General features: G+C 64.8%; 12 protein-coding genes. 6 read left to right on the forward strand and 6 right to left on the reverse strand.

Annotated elements, in window-relative coordinates; all coding sequences use genetic code 11:
• Window positions 1-53 precede the first annotated feature (53 nt).
• Complete coding sequence (locus V1292_RS02165; RefSeq protein WP_334370107.1) at window positions 54-233, reverse strand: hypothetical protein; 180 nt, start codon at window positions 231-233, stop codon at window positions 54-56.
• 105 nt (window positions 234-338) lie between these two features.
• On the opposite strand from V1292_RS02165, the gene V1292_RS02170 reads away from it, so the two are divergent.
• Window positions 339-1475: an alpha-hydroxy acid oxidase gene (locus V1292_RS02170; protein WP_334370108.1), complete on the forward strand. Its 1137-nt coding sequence runs from the start codon at window positions 339-341 to the stop codon at window positions 1473-1475.
• 173 nt (window positions 1476-1648) lie between these two features.
• Here the strand turns inward: V1292_RS02170 and V1292_RS02175 are convergent, their stop codons facing one another.
• The 3 genes from V1292_RS02175 to V1292_RS02185 form a co-directional block, all read right to left on the reverse strand.
• Window positions 1649-2275: a hypothetical protein gene (locus V1292_RS02175; RefSeq protein ID WP_334370109.1), complete on the reverse strand. Its 627-nt coding sequence runs from the start codon at window positions 2273-2275 to the stop codon at window positions 1649-1651.
• 126 nt (window positions 2276-2401) lie between these two features.
• Complete coding sequence (locus V1292_RS02180) at window positions 2402-3241, reverse strand: shikimate dehydrogenase (protein WP_442895592.1); 840 nt, start codon at window positions 3239-3241, stop codon at window positions 2402-2404.
• Window positions 3242-3368: 127 nt separating this feature from the next.
• Window positions 3369-5417, reverse strand: a complete 2049-nt coding sequence (locus V1292_RS02185) for an elongation factor G (protein WP_334370111.1) — start codon at window positions 5415-5417, stop codon at window positions 3369-3371.
• A gap of 556 nt (window positions 5418-5973) precedes the next feature.
• Between V1292_RS02185 and V1292_RS02190 the strand changes: the two genes are divergently transcribed.
• The 5 genes from V1292_RS02190 to V1292_RS02210 are packed head-to-tail and all read left to right on the forward strand — an operon-like array spanning window position 5974 to window position 12062.
• Complete coding sequence (locus V1292_RS02190; protein ID WP_334370112.1) at window positions 5974-8283, forward strand: TonB-dependent receptor family protein; 2310 nt, start codon at window positions 5974-5976, stop codon at window positions 8281-8283.
• A 44-nt stretch (window positions 8284-8327) separates the two neighbouring features.
• On the forward strand, window positions 8328-9296 hold the full coding sequence (locus V1292_RS02195) for an ABC transporter substrate-binding protein (RefSeq protein WP_334370113.1): 969 nt from the start codon (window positions 8328-8330) through the stop codon (window positions 9294-9296).
• Window positions 9297-9301: 5 nt separating this feature from the next.
• Window positions 9302-10111 carry an ABC transporter permease gene (locus V1292_RS02200; protein ID WP_334370114.1) on the forward strand — a complete coding sequence of 270 codons (810 nt, stop codon included), beginning with the start codon at window positions 9302-9304 and terminating at the stop codon, window positions 10109-10111.
• A complete protein-coding gene (locus V1292_RS02205) occupies window positions 10093-10851 on the forward strand; it encodes an ABC transporter ATP-binding protein (protein ID WP_334370115.1) in 759 nt (252 codons plus the stop codon). The genes V1292_RS02200 and V1292_RS02205 overlap by 19 nt, the downstream gene beginning before the upstream one ends.
• On the forward strand, window positions 10848-12062 hold the full coding sequence (locus V1292_RS02210) for an NnrS family protein (protein ID WP_334370116.1): 1215 nt from the start codon (window positions 10848-10850) through the stop codon (window positions 12060-12062). Before V1292_RS02205 ends, V1292_RS02210 begins: the two co-directional genes overlap by 4 nt.
• Before the next feature lie 27 nt (window positions 12063-12089).
• Here the strand turns inward: V1292_RS02210 and V1292_RS02215 are convergent, their stop codons facing one another.
• A complete protein-coding gene (locus V1292_RS02215) occupies window positions 12090-12569 on the reverse strand; it encodes a DUF992 domain-containing protein (RefSeq protein WP_334370117.1) in 480 nt (159 codons plus the stop codon).
• 326 nt (window positions 12570-12895) lie between these two features.
• Entirely contained in the window at window positions 12896-13408 is a 513-nt protein-coding gene (locus tag V1292_RS02220; RefSeq protein WP_334370118.1) for a DUF992 domain-containing protein, read from the reverse strand.
• Window positions 13409-13539 lie beyond the last annotated feature (131 nt).

Raw genomic sequence — 13539 nt, forward strand, 5'->3', positions numbered from 1 at the left:
TAACTATTTGTTATGTCTGGATATTCACGCCAAGCAGCCATCGGCCTGCCGGCTTAACCGCGCCGCTTGACGTGCTGGTCGCCTTTCGAAGGCGCCGGCTGGGTGACATTGACCGGGTCGGATGCCGGAAAGGTCTCTTCCAGCCCCTCCTCCAGCGCGTCGTCGAGCTGGCGCTTTTCCTCGCTATCGGCCGGGCCGGTCCCGGTGGGGGCGGCGCTGCGTGGTCCGGTCATGGGATGTTCTCCCGGGAATGGCGCCGCGAGATGCGATTTGGCTGGCCATCCAACCATGCTAGATGACGACGCAGCGAAGAAGTTTCAAGAAGGGCCGGGACGTCCATGAAGCACATCACCTGCATTGAGGATCTGCGCCAGTTGCACAAGCGCAGGGTTCCCAAGGCGTTTTTCGACTACGCCGACCGTGGCTCCTACACCGAGGACACGCTGCGGGCCAATTCCGAGGATCTGCGGCAGATCAAGTTCCGCCAGCGCATTCTGGTCGACGTCTCCAAGCGCGATCTCTCCACGACGATCCTCGGCGAGCCCGCCGCGATGCCCTTGATTCTCGCCCCGGTCGGCCTGCTCGGCATGCAGCATGGCGACGGCGAGATCCATGCCTGCCGCGCCGCGCAGGCCGCCGGCATTCCCTTCACCCAAAGCACGATGTCGATCTGCTCGATCGAGGATATCGCAGCCAGCGTCGACAAGCCGTTCTGGTTCCAGCTCTACGTGATGAAGGACCGCGGCTTCATCAAATCGCTGATCGAGCGCGCGATCGCGGCGAAATGCTCGGCGCTGGTGCTGACCGTCGATTTGCAGGTGATCGGCCAGCGCCATCAGGACATCAAGAACGGCATGACGGTGCCGCCGGAATGGTCGCTGTCGAAGCTGATCGATTTTGCGAGCAAGCCTTCATGGGTCGCGGGTGTGCTGCGCGGCAAGCGCCGTACCTTCGGCAACATCGTCGGCCACGTCAAAGGCACCGAGGATCTCACCAAACTCTCGGAATGGACGGCCTCGCAGTTCGATACCTCGCTAAGCTGGAAGGACCTCGACTGGATCCGCTCGATCTGGCCGGGCAAGCTGATCCTCAAAGGCATTCTCGACGTCGAGGACGCCGAGGAAGCCGCCAAGACCGGCGCGCAGGCGATCGTGGTCTCCAACCATGGCGGCCGCCAGCTCGACGGCGCGCCGTCCTCGATCGAGGTGCTGCCCGAAATCGTCGATACCGTCGGCTCGAAGATGGAGATCATGTTCGACGGCGGCATCCGCTCCGGCCAGGACGTAGTGCGCGCGCTCGCGCTCGGCGCCAAATCCTGCATGATCGGCCGCGCCTATGCCTATGGCTTAGGGGCTGGCGGCGAAGCCGGCGTCGCCAAGGCGCTCGACATCCTGGCCAAGGAAATGCTCACCACGATGGGGCTGTGCGGCGTCAATACGATTGCCGAGATCGACGATCGCGTGCTGGCGGTTTAGAGAGAGCTCTTTCTTCCCTTCTCCCCTTGTGGGAGAAGGTGGCGCGCAGCGCCGGATGAGGGGTCTGTCTCCGCGGAGAGAACCCCTCACCCGTCTCAATCGCGCTTGCCGCGCGATTGATCCACCCTCTCCCACAAGGGGAGAGGGTAAGAGGCGACGCCGCCAGAACTAACTCACATCGGTGGCGTGATGCCGTCGCGGCCGACATTGACGCGGTTGGCTTCCAACATGCCGTCGTCCTTCTTCACCGCGCCGAAGATGATGATCTTCGCGCCCGGCTTCAGTTCGGACTTGTCGCCGGCGACGAAGGTGACAACAGGCGTATCCGGCGGCACCACGACTTTCTTTTCGCCGTCCTTGTATTTGACCAAAATATTCTGCCCGTCGGTGCCCTTCACCGTCTGGGCGACGGTGGCGTTGGTCATGGTCGAGTTCGGGCGCTGATCCCACGGCCGAAAACCTTCGGCCGCACCGCGCTGGTTCTCCGGGAAGATATGCACCGCGACCGCCTTCTGGGTGCCGTCCGGCTCCGGCATGCCGGTGACGCCGATGTAGGAGCCTTCCTTGATCTCGGACAGCGCGGTCTTCGCCACGCCGAACACGGCGACATTGTCGGTGAGACGGACCTTCATGTCGGCGCCCTCGCGCGACTTGATCGACAGCATGGACCCGTCGACGGCCTCAATGGTGCCGCGAATGCGCACCGTCGGCGACTGCTGTGCCCAGACCACCGATCCGAGCAGGATGACGCAGATCAGCGAGGCCGCGAGCACGCGCGGCCATGAAGAACATTTCGGCATGGTAGTCCTCCCAAAGTTGGATCGGCGCCCAATCCAACGCCAACACCGGGAGGAAAGGCCTATTCCACGGCTGGCGCCCCGCCTACCGATCATCAAGGCGTGATCGGGTTCAGGCGCGCCGGCCGATCATGTATTCGTGAGATCGGCTTCGACGAGCGCACGAAGCTCCGGCGTCACCTCGGGGCGCCGTCCGAACCACAGTTCGAATCCCCGCACCGCCTGATGCAAGAGCATGCCGAGCCCATCGGCGGTCTTCAGCCCGCGCGCGCGTGCAGCGGTCAGCAGCGGCGTGTCGAGCGGCACGTAAACGAGATCGGCGACGACGGCGCGTGACGGCAGCCGGCCGACATCGAGTTCCAGCGGCGGCTGGCCCTTCATGCCGAGCGAGGTCGTATTCACCAGAAGCCCGGCGCGCGGCAGGAGATCGCCGAGCGCATCCCACGCCACGGGCAACACGCTCGCGCCGAATTGATCCGCCAATGCGCGCGCGCGCGCCATGGTGCGATTGACGAGATGAATGCGCTTGACGCCGCGTTCGCGCAGCCCAAACACGACGGCGCGCGACGAACCGCCGGCGCCCAGCACCAGCGCATCCTCTGCCTGGTCCCAGCCGCTGGCGCAGGCGTCGAGATTGTCGATAAAGCCTTCGACGTCGGTATTGGTCGAGCACAATTCGCCGTCTGCGAACCACAGCGTGTTGGCGGCGCCAACTGCGCGGGCGCGCTCGTCCGGCTTCGACAGCGCAAGCGCTCGCTCCTTGTGCGGGATCGTGACGTTGGCGCCGACAAAGCCGCGCAGCGACAGGCGGAAGACGAAATCCTGAAACTCGTCGGGCGGCACCGCCTCAATGACGTAGCCGCCCTCGATACCCAGCGTCCGCAGCCAGTAATGATGGATCAACGGCGAGCGCGAATGCGCGGCCGGCCATCCGATCAGGCACGCGGCGGGGGGTTTAGGCACGGCAATAGCCTCCTCCAAAGACGTCGATGGCCGGGATAGACCCGGCCACGATTATCAATTTATCTTCTGCTGAAATGAGTCAAGCCGCGCGCTGGCCGCCGCAGACGGAGCTGCGGCGGCCAGGCCGGGACACTTACGCCGCGACGCGATGCGCGGCGATGATCTGGTCAGCGGCGCGGCCGGTGACCTCGGCCATGCGGTCGAACTGGCGGATGAACCCGCCGGCGCCGGCGGTGGCCGAGCGCAACTCCACGATCAGATCGCCGATCTCCGCCTCCGGCATGGTGGCGCGGACGCAGTCCCATCCCGGCCAGCCCTCGCGGGTGTCGAAGCCGAGAATCTGGCCGCGTCGCGCCGACAGGATGGCGTTGATCTTCGCCGTCGCTTCCGTCGGGCAGACGATCTCCACCATGTGGATCGGCTCCAGCAGCACCGGCTGGCACTGCGGCAGCGCCTCGGTCATGCCGATTCGCGCCGCGGTGCGGAACGCGAGATCGGACGAATCGACGCTGTGATAGGAACCGTCGATGAGCGTAACCTCAACATCGATGACGGGAAAACCGAGCGGACCCTTGGCGAGGCCGTCGACCACGCCCTCTTCCACCGCGCCGATGTAATTTTTCGGCACCGCGCCGCCGACCACCTTTTCGTGGAACTCGAAGCCCGAGCCCCGCGGCATCGGCTTGATTTCCAGCACCACGTCGCCGAACTGGCCATGGCCGCCGGATTGCTTCTTATGACGGCCGCGCTGGGTCATCGGTTTGCGGATGGTCTCCTGATAGCCGATCGCCGGCGGCTGCGATTTGACGTTGACGCCGAAGCGGTCGCGCAGCCGCTCGAGCGCCACGCGCAGATGCATCTCGCCCTGCCCCCACAGCACGATATCGTGAGTGCGCTGGTTCTGGATCATCGTTAGCGACGGATCCTCCTCGTTCAGCCGCAGCAGCGCTTGGCCGAGTTTGACATCGTCCTTGCGATCGACCGCCGACAGCGACATCGCCAGCACCGGCGGTGTCGGCGCGATCTGCACCAGTGCCGCCGGCGCGGTCTTGCCGCTGGACAGCGTGTCGCCGGTCTTGATCGCGTCGAGCTTGCCGAGCGCGATCGTCTCGCCGGCTTCCGCCGCGGCACGCTTGGTATCGTGCGCGCCGTTGACCGCGAGAATGCCGGACACCCGTCCGGCTTCGCCGGAGGAGGATTGCAGCGTCGCGCCGTCGTCGAGGTGGCCGGCGAGCAGCCGCGTCAGTGACAGCTTGCCGCCGTGCTGCAGATGCAGGGTCTTGAACACATAGGCCAGCGCCTCCTTTTGCGACGATGCGCCGAGGCGTTTCGCCGTTTCAGCAACGCCGGGCGATTCATGCCGCAGCGCCTTCATCAGCCGCAGCACGCCGTTTTCGCGGCTCGCGGCGCCCAGCAGAACCGGGCAGATCAACCCTTCGCGCAATTCGCGGGCGAGATCGTCGAACACCGCATCGCGCGGCGGCTGGATGTCTTCCAGCAACTGCTCCATCAACGCGTCGTCGTGATCGGCGAGCTTCTCAAGCATCGAGAAGCGCGCTTCCTTCTCGCGGTCGAGATCGCCGCCTTCCAGCGCGATCACTTCGGAAGGCTTGTGCTCGCGGTAGACGAAGGCGCGCTCCAGTGCGAGGTCGACAAAGCCTTCGATCAAGTCGCCGTTCCAGATCGGAATCTGCCGCAGCACCAGCGGCACGCGCGAGGCCGGCTGCAGGGTCGCCAGCGTTTCGCGGATGCGCTTGTTGGCGCGGTCGATCTTGTTCAAAAACAGAAAACGCGGAATGCCGAGATCTTCCAGCTCGCGCAGGATGATCTGCAGTTGCGGCAGCTTCTTCTCGTCCGCCTCGCAGACCACGACCGCGGCATCGACCGCGGGCAACGCGGCGCGCATGTCATGCGCGAACTCGACCGAGCCGGGACAATCGATAAAGGTGTAACTGTCGCCCATGAAGGTGGTGGTGGCGGCGCTCAAGGCCACGCCCATCTTGTGATGGCGCGCTTCGGGGCTGGCATCGCCGACGGAAGTTCCGGCATCGACGCTGCCGGCACTTTTAATGGCGCCCGTTCGCGCCAGTATGGCTTCTAGAAGTGTGGTTTTACCGCTCTGGAAAGGGCCCACCAGCGCAATGCACCGTGGACCTTGGGGACTTCTGACGTCTTGTCCCATTGCCGCCTCCCTGTTTTGGAGCTCGGCCCGTGATTGGGTCGGCGACCTCTGATGCTCCGCCTGTCGCAACGATTTGGCAAGCGGGAAAACATCGCTGCGGTGCGAGGTGATACGCGCAGGCGCAAACAGCGCGATCTGGCCTCCAACCGGGCGGTGCGGGAAGTTCCGCCCAGTCGGGAGGCGCTACTGCGTCCACCCGCATCCGGCCCCGACGTTCGCCACGATGGCCAGCGCCTATCCGAGGGACGGGACGGCTGCGCCACCGTCACCGTGGGCGATCTTTAGAACGAAAGTAATGTTGACCCAGTCACTCTTTGCGCCAGCGCAAAGAGCACCTGATCGCACGCATCCAGGTTGCGGGCGATCAAGACAGCCCGATTGCCATCCAGATCAACCTCAAAACTCATGAGCTGCCCAGGGCGTCGCTTCGGTGACGGCCTGGGCAGACGTGACGATATTCGCGTGGGCAGGGGAATTGTTCGTGACCAGGAGAAGTGTGTTGATTTCGACGGCACCGTCGTGCCTTTTGCCTTCGTGCGGGACACGAGGCACAAAATTGCTGTCGCGAACCGCGTCGGCATTGTTGCTGTCGGCTGCGGCGAGCCAGCCCTGTCTTGCGCAATCGGCCAGTCCGGGCGCGGCGGTAGCGCTGGACCCGGTCACGGTGGAGGCTCCGCGACGCTCCACGCCGGCGGTCGCGCGTGGACGAACGATGGGGCCGCGCCGTGCGGATCCATTGCCAAGCCGCGAAAGTGCAGCGGTTACGGCTGCTGCGGACGCCGCCGCGCCGGCGTCGGTGCGCGCGCGCTTTGACGCTCTCGCCGGCGGCGTGGCCCTCGTTGACCGCCAGGATTTCCCCGTCACGGCGAATCCCACCGTGTCGAAGGCATTGAGCGGCGTCCCGGGCGTCGTGGTCCAGGACTTCTTCGGCGGCAATGACCAGCCGCGGATTCAAATTCGCGGCTCGGGCCTTCAGCAAAATCCGGTGGAGCGCGGAATTCTGGTGCTGCAGAACGGCCTGCCGATCAACCGCGCCGACGGCTCCTACATTGTGGGCTTTGCGAACCCGCAACTCGCCGAATCCATCGAGGTCTATCGCGGTTACATGGCCAATCGGCTCGGCGCGACCGTGCTCGGCGGCGCGCTCAATTTCGTCTCGCCGACCGGCTCGACCCAGCCGGGCGCTCAGATCACGGTGAGCGGCGGAAGCTTCGGCCAGATCGGGAGCGCCGGTCAGGCCGGCTTCAAAAAGGACAATTTCGATGGCCTCATTCAATTCGATGCGAGCCGTCGCGATGGCTTTCGCGACTACAATAGCTCCGAGCGCGTCGCCATCAGCGGCAATGTGGGCGTCAAGCACTCGGAGAATGTGAGCACGCGGTTTTTCGCCGGCTATACCGATCTTGGCTTCGACGTGGCGGGACCGCTGACCAAGAGCGCGATGTATGCCGATCCGCGTCAGGTCCATGGTGGACCGCGCGTCGTCGGCGGCGTGGCCATCAACCCGGGCCCCAATGTGCTGCGCGACAAGCCCCGGCGCGAAGCAAGCCAGTTCCTCGTCGGGTCGAGAACCACGGCGACTTTCGACGCCCACCTGGTCGACGTCGCGATTGGATACACCCATACCGACGACATGTTCCGGTTTCCGATCTCATCAGGCATCCGGACGACGGAGGGCGGCGACCTCACCGGGGTGGTGCGATACGCCTATAATCCCGGCGCTGCCGTTCTGCCACTGCTGGAGACCACGGCCCAGTTCACCACGGGCTCTGCAAGCCGCGAGAATTACATCAATCAGGCCGGATCGACCGGTGCGAAATTCGGACAAAGCGAGCTCGATGCCACCACGCTCGCGCTCTACTCCGGACTCAATATTCCGATCTGGCCGGCCTTCACGCTTTCACCGGCCATCTCCTATGCCCATGCAACGCGCGACAACGACGATACCTACAGGCTCGCGACACGTCCGACCATCGCCTACAATCCAGCCAATCCCACGATGCTGCTGCCGAACGGCGCGGTGCCAACGCAAAGCACGAGCTACTCGCGCGCCTATGAGGGGTGGAGTCCAAGTCTCGCGCTGTCATATCGGCCCGACAGCATCAGCACCGTCTTTGCCGCGGTGAGCCGCAGTTTCGAGCCGCCGACCCACGACGATCTTCTCGCCACCGTGAATGGCACGCCGAACTCGAGTCCCGGCCGGCCGACACCCGGCAATCCGTTCCTTGCAGCCGCGGCGTTCACGACGCCCGATCTCAAGGCCCAGACCGCAACAACGGTCGAGGCCGGCTGGCGAGGCCGAACGGACAGATTTTCCTGGGACGCGGTGACCTACTACTCCTGGGTCGACAACGAGTTGCTCAGTCTGCGCGATGCGACCGGAGCGTCGCTCGGTGCAATCAATGCCGACAAGACCACGCATTTCGGAGTCGAACTGGGCTTCGGCGCCAGGCTGACGGAGCGGCTTTCGGGTCGCGTTGCCTATACCTATCAGGATTTCCGCTTCGACAATGATCCGCTGCGCGGCAACAATCGCCTTGCCGGCGCGCCTCGTCACCTCGTCAACGCAATGCTGCAGTTTCAGGCGACGGAAAGCTGGCGACTTCAAGGGGCCGTACGCTGGAATCCCGAAAGGACGCCCGTCGACAACATGAACACGCTGTACGCCGACCCGTACGTCGTCGTCGACCTGCGCACCGAATACAAGATCAACAAGACCTTCTCGGTGTTCGGCGAGATCACCAATCTGTTCAACGAGACCTACGCATCGTCGACGCTGATCGTCGACCAGGCGCGTCCGGATCAAGCGGCCTTTCTGCCCGGCGACGGGCGCGGATTCTACGCCGGCATGAAAGCAAGATTCTAGCGCGGGCGACGGTGCATGCCGCTCGCATCACTGAGGAGACCATCATGCTGAACCGTCGAACATTCATCGCCGGCCTGCCGCTGGCGGCGCTTGCGGCGCCCAGTATCGCGCGCGCAGCGGAGCCGGTAATCTTCTGGGGACCGCCGGCGACCCCCTCTGTCATTCTCGCGCAGGCCATCGACAGCGGCCTGCTGAAGCCGATCGTGCCGGAAGCCACGTTCAAGGTCTGGAAGACGCCGGACGAGATGCGCGCGGGCATCAGTTCCGGATCGATGGCGGCGACCGTCGTTCCGACCTATGTCGCCGCCAATCTCCACAATCGAGGCATCGGCCTGCGGCTCGTCAATGTGTTGACCGACGGTCTGCTGTTCGTCGTGGCTCCTGCCGGAACCGTCAACGGCATCGCCGGCCTCAAGGGCAAACGGATAGCCGTGCCGTTCCGCAACGATATGCCGGATTACATTTTCCGTCGCCTGCTTGCCGCCGCCGACATGAAGGCATCCGATCTGACCATCGAGTATTCGGGCACGCCACTGGAGGCGGTCCAGATGCTCATGATGGGACGCGTTGATGCCGCGCTGCTCAGCGAACCCGCCAGCAGCGCGGTGATCGCCAAGGCTTCGACGTTCTGGAAAAATCTGGAGCGCGCCGTCGATTGCCAGAAGGCATGGCCGAGCGTTGCCGGAACGACGACGATCGCCCAGGCTGGCCTCGCGATCACCGACCGATTTGCCGCCGAGATCGGTGCATCCGGTGTCACGGCGCTGCATGCCGCGCTGGAACAGGCGCTGCAGGCGGTGATCAAGAATCCGGCGGCGGCTGCATCAGCATCGGCCGCCGCGCTCGATCTTCCGGCTGCCATGGTCGAAAAATCAATCCCCTTCAGCAGGCTGGTCGTGCGTACCGCCTCCGCCGCGCGCGCAGACCTCACAAGCCTGTTCGACCTTCTTGCAAAGGACGATCCGCGCATCATCGGCGGCAAACAGCCGGATGACCGGTTCTACGCGTTGTGAAGCTGGTGCCGCGTGGCCTTGCACTGGCGGGATGGGCAGGCCGATACGTCTGGTCGGGCTGGGCCGGCGTGGCCGGTCTGTTCTGTCTGGCCGCGGCATGGCAGGCCGGCCATGAATTCTACGGCTCCTTTGTCCTGCCCGCGCCGCTGGAAACCCTGCAGGCGATATCCGCCATCGTTCGCGAGCCTTCCTTTGCCAAGGTTGCCAGCGAGACGGCTGAGCGTTCGCTCGCGGGCTTCGTCCTGGCGGTCGGCATCGGGACCACGGCCGGTGCAATAGCGGGCTATTCCTTCGCGGCGATGCGACTGATGCGCCCGATCGTCACCGTGATCCTCGGCGTGCCGCCGATCGCGTGGATCGTGCTGGCGCTGATCTGGTTCGGATCATCAGGTGCTTCCGCCGTCATGACCGTTGTCGTCGCCGCGCTTCCGATCTCGTTTGCCGGCGGGCTCGAAGGCGTCGCGACGCGCGACCGCGCGCTTGACGCCATGGCCCGCTCGTTCGGTGCCGGAATCTGGATGCGCTTTCGCACCGTTACCGCGCCTCATCTGATCTCCTATCTGTTCCCGGCCTGGACCACGACGGCGGGGACGGCGTGGAAAGTGACGGTTATGGCCGAGCTTCTCTCCAATTCCGGAGGAATCGGCGGCGAACTGGCAACGGCCCGTGCGCTGTTCGACATCCCAAGAGTGATGGCCCTGATTGTCGCCGTCGTCGCCTTCGCGCTGATTACGGAATATGTGTTCCTGCATCCCCTGCGCGATCGGCTTGAGCGCTGGCGCGAGGCCGGCCTGCCATGGGGCGTCAAGCGATGAAGCTCGCGCTCGACAGCGTCGGACACGCCTTTCTCGGTCGTCCCGTGTTCGAGAAGCTCGACCTCTCGCTCGCAGTAGGCGAGGTCGTTGCCCTGATCGGGCCATCGGGTTGCGGCAAGACCACGGTGCTGCAGATCGCGGCTGGCCTGATCGATCCGTTGCGCGGCCGGGTGCGTCGCGCCTATCGGCGCCATGCCGTGGTGTTCCAGGAGCCGCGGCTCCTGCCGTGGATGACCGCGCGCGACAACATTGCCTACGGCCTGTGCGCGATTGGAGCCGCAGCGACAGCGCGCGTTCAAGCCGTGGAGCGTCGGGCGCGCGAGGTCGGCCTGCATCCGGAAGATCTCGACAAATTTCCGGTGGAGCTCTCCGGCGGCATGCGGCAGCGCGTCGCGGTCGCCCGTGCGCTGGCGGTCGACCCCGATGTCGTGTTCTTCGATGAACCGTTCACGGCTGTCGATGTCGGACTCAAGCGAGCGCTGCAGGACCTCGTGATCGAAGCTGCGGCGCGCGAAAACTTCTCCGCGCTGTTCGTAACGCATGATCTTGCGGAAGCGGTCCGCGTCGCTCATCGGCTTGTCGTACTTTCCGGCAGCGTCGAGGGGCTGGCGGCAAGCCGTGTCATCGAAGGCAAGCCGGGCGAGCGCAACGACCGCATTGTCTTCGAGATGGTCGAGACGTGGTCGCGCGATCCGGCGTTTCACGCGTTGTTCGACGGCGAGCGGGAGCGCATCCGGTGACGTCCCGCTGTTTATCCGAACCCGGACCAACCGCTTCCAATCCGTGGCTTGTAGAAGGTCTGCGTCTCTTTTTCCCCGTCGCGGCATGCCACGCGATGCTGTCGCCGCTGGTATGGGTGGCGTTGTTCGTCTTCGCGCTGCCGTTTGCCCATGATGTTCCCGTGAGCCAGTGGCACGCCCATGAAATGATCTTCGGCACCTACGGCGCGGCACTTGCGGGTTTCCTCACCGCTGCGGTGCCGGAATGGACCGACACGCGCCCGCGCCGGGGCCGCGCGCTTCTTGCGCTACTATGGCTGTGGCTGCCGGGACGGGTGATCGGATTTGTCGGACTCGACGCACTCGTCGCCGTGGCGGCGGTCAGCGATCTCGCCTTCCTGGGATTGCTGTTCTGGTACGTCGTCAAGGCCCTGATCGACCGTGGCAGCACGCGGCATGCGTCCTTTGCCGTGTGGACAGGCCTGTTCTGGGTCATCGAACTCGGGGTGCGCGTCGCGTGGATGGCCGGCATGACTGATGTCGCCGCGCGATTGCTTCATGCCGCTTTGATGGTGTTCGTGGTGTTCTTCTCGCTTGCCATCGCCCGCATCAATGTCGCGATCATCAACCTTGCGCTCGACCCGAGTGGCGAAACCACGCCGTACCGTCCACATCCCGGCCGGCAGAACCTGACGGCCGGACTGGTCGCACTCTACGCCGTGGCGGCGCTCGCCGCTCCGGGTTCGACCGTGCCGGCGTATCTCGCGCTGGCCGCCGCAGCCGCCTTCTTCGACCGCCTGGCCGAATGGTTCGTCGGCGCCGCCGTTTTTCGGACGCATGTGCTTGCGCTTGCCGGCGCCAATCTCTTCGCAGGTGTCGGGTTTCTGTTGATCGGCCTGGCGGGCCTGGGATCTCCACTCGTTGCGACAACGGGGTTTCACGTGTTGTCGGTCGCCAGCCTCGGCCTCGCCGTGTTGAGCGTATTCATCATCGCGGGGCTCCGCCACACCGGTCGGCCGCTTGATCTGCCCTGGCAGGCGCATGCGGCGGTCATCGCGATGATAGCTGCCGGTCTCGTCCGGGTGCTGCCGGAAATCGGGATCGGCACGTTTCTCCTGGGCAAACACTATGTCTTGAGCGGCGGCCTCTGGTCGTTCGCCTTCGCGATCTGGCTCGTTGGCTTCGTGCCGCTGCTGAAACACCCGCTTCATGAAACGGCGCGTCAGGCTTGACGGCATTGTTGTCGATCACGGCCTTCACTACCGCCCCGGCCGCAGCTCCAGACTTTCCAATCCGGCGGCGATGCTGACCCCTACCTGGCCTTGGAGGCTGAGCGGCTGCAGCGCGATCGAGTTCGCGGAGCCGCCGACCAGCACGTTGCCGCCGACACCGACGCCGAGCGTCGCGCTGCCTTGTGCGCCAACATAATCGCCGGAAAGGCCGCCCGGCCCGAGCCGCGCAACAGGTGCGAACACGCCCCAGGCCAGCGCCGATTCCTGGGTGATGCCGAGATCGAGTCCGACTTTGCGGATGGTGGCGACATAGCGATCTTCCGGCATCCCTTCTGCGCGCAGCACGCAACCGAGGTGAGTGACGGAACCGACGACGAAACCGACGCTGGCGCCGCCACGGCACTCCAGCACGCCGACCTGCACACGCTGCTGCTGTGCACCGGCGCCGCCGATGGATGAAGCCAGCGTAGCGAGAACGACAGCGGCGAGGATAAGGGAACGACGCATGAAGTAAGCTCCGGAAGAAAGCGATACGAGCAAAGAATGCAAATCGGCGCGCCGTGCCCGCGGCGCTTGCCGTTCTATGCCACAGCATCACAGGTAGTACCAGAATGGCGGAAGCTGAAGCGGGCGCTCGCCATTCAGTCGTCATTCCGGGGCGATGCGCAGCATCGAACTAGGGTATGCAATTGCATACCCGAGAATCTCGATCGAGTGAAATGAGCTCCAGATTCTCAGGTGCGCAATTGCGCACCATAGTTCGCGCTTCGCGCGCCCCGGAATGACAGCCACAAAAAAGGCCCGCTTGCGCGGGCCTTTTCCGTAAGGCGTCATCAGCCGCGGTGACGATGGCGGCGAACGTGCCGGCGCGGGCCGAACTGCACCGGTTGCAGCTCGAGGCCGGCGATGCCGGCGGCGACGTTCAATCCGGTCTGGCCTTGCAGGCTGATCGGCTGCAGCGCATAGGCGTTGGCGGGACCGCCCACCAGGAAGTTGCCGCCGCCGCCGACGCCGATCGATGCATTGGCGCCGACGCCACCATAGCTGCCGGCGAGTTCGCCGCGCCCGAGCCGGCTGTTCGGCGCACTGACCGCCCAGGACAACTGGGTCTGCTCGGTGACGCCGAGATCGAGACCGATGCGCTGCACCTTGGCGATGTAGGGTTCAGGCCGGCGGCCTTCGCTGCGGAACACGCATTCGAGGCTGGTCACCGAGCCGACCACGAAGCCGACATTCTGGCCGCCCTGGCATTGCAGGATGCCGGCGCGAACCGGCGGTGCCGCGTCAGCGCTCGCAACCGGCGCGAGCAGCGCAAGCGTGGCGAATGTCAATGTCAGGAAGCGCATGTGTCCCAGTCTCCGCATGTTGATGAACAAATTTAGCGGAGCGGACAGGATGGAAGCGCCGTGTCGAAAGCATGGCGCTTCCTCAAGAAGCCGTCAAAACATCGCGCTGTGCTTCACGCGCGATGTGATTT

It is taken from the genome of Bradyrhizobium sp. AZCC 1719 (assembly GCF_036924525.1).
Lineage (GTDB): Bacteria > Pseudomonadota > Alphaproteobacteria > Rhizobiales > Xanthobacteraceae > Bradyrhizobium.

Bases quoted from the DNA above. Each gene is read 5' to 3' on its own strand.
- V1292_RS02165 (WP_334370107.1), bottom strand. From the start codon at position 233: ATGACCGGACCACGCAGCGCCGCCCCCACCGGGACCGGCCCGGCCGAT.
- V1292_RS02170 (WP_334370108.1), top strand. From the start codon at position 339: ATGAAGCACATCACCTGCATTGAGGATCTGCGCCAGTTGCACAAGCGC.
- V1292_RS02175 (WP_334370109.1), bottom strand. From the start codon at position 2,275: ATGCCGAAATGTTCTTCATGGCCGCGCGTGCTCGCGGCCTCGCTGATC.
- V1292_RS02185 (WP_334370111.1), bottom strand. From the start codon at position 5,417: ATGGGACAAGACGTCAGAAGTCCCCAAGGTCCACGGTGCATTGCGCTG.
- V1292_RS02195 (WP_334370113.1), top strand. From the start codon at position 8,328: ATGCTGAACCGTCGAACATTCATCGCCGGCCTGCCGCTGGCGGCGCTT.
- V1292_RS02205 (WP_334370115.1), top strand. From the start codon at position 10,093: ATGGGGCGTCAAGCGATGAAGCTCGCGCTCGACAGCGTCGGACACGCC.
- V1292_RS02215 (WP_334370117.1), bottom strand. From the start codon at position 12,569: ATGCGTCGTTCCCTTATCCTCGCCGCTGTCGTTCTCGCTACGCTGGCT.
- V1292_RS02220 (WP_334370118.1), bottom strand. From the start codon at position 13,408: ATGCGCTTCCTGACATTGACATTCGCCACGCTTGCGCTGCTCGCGCCG.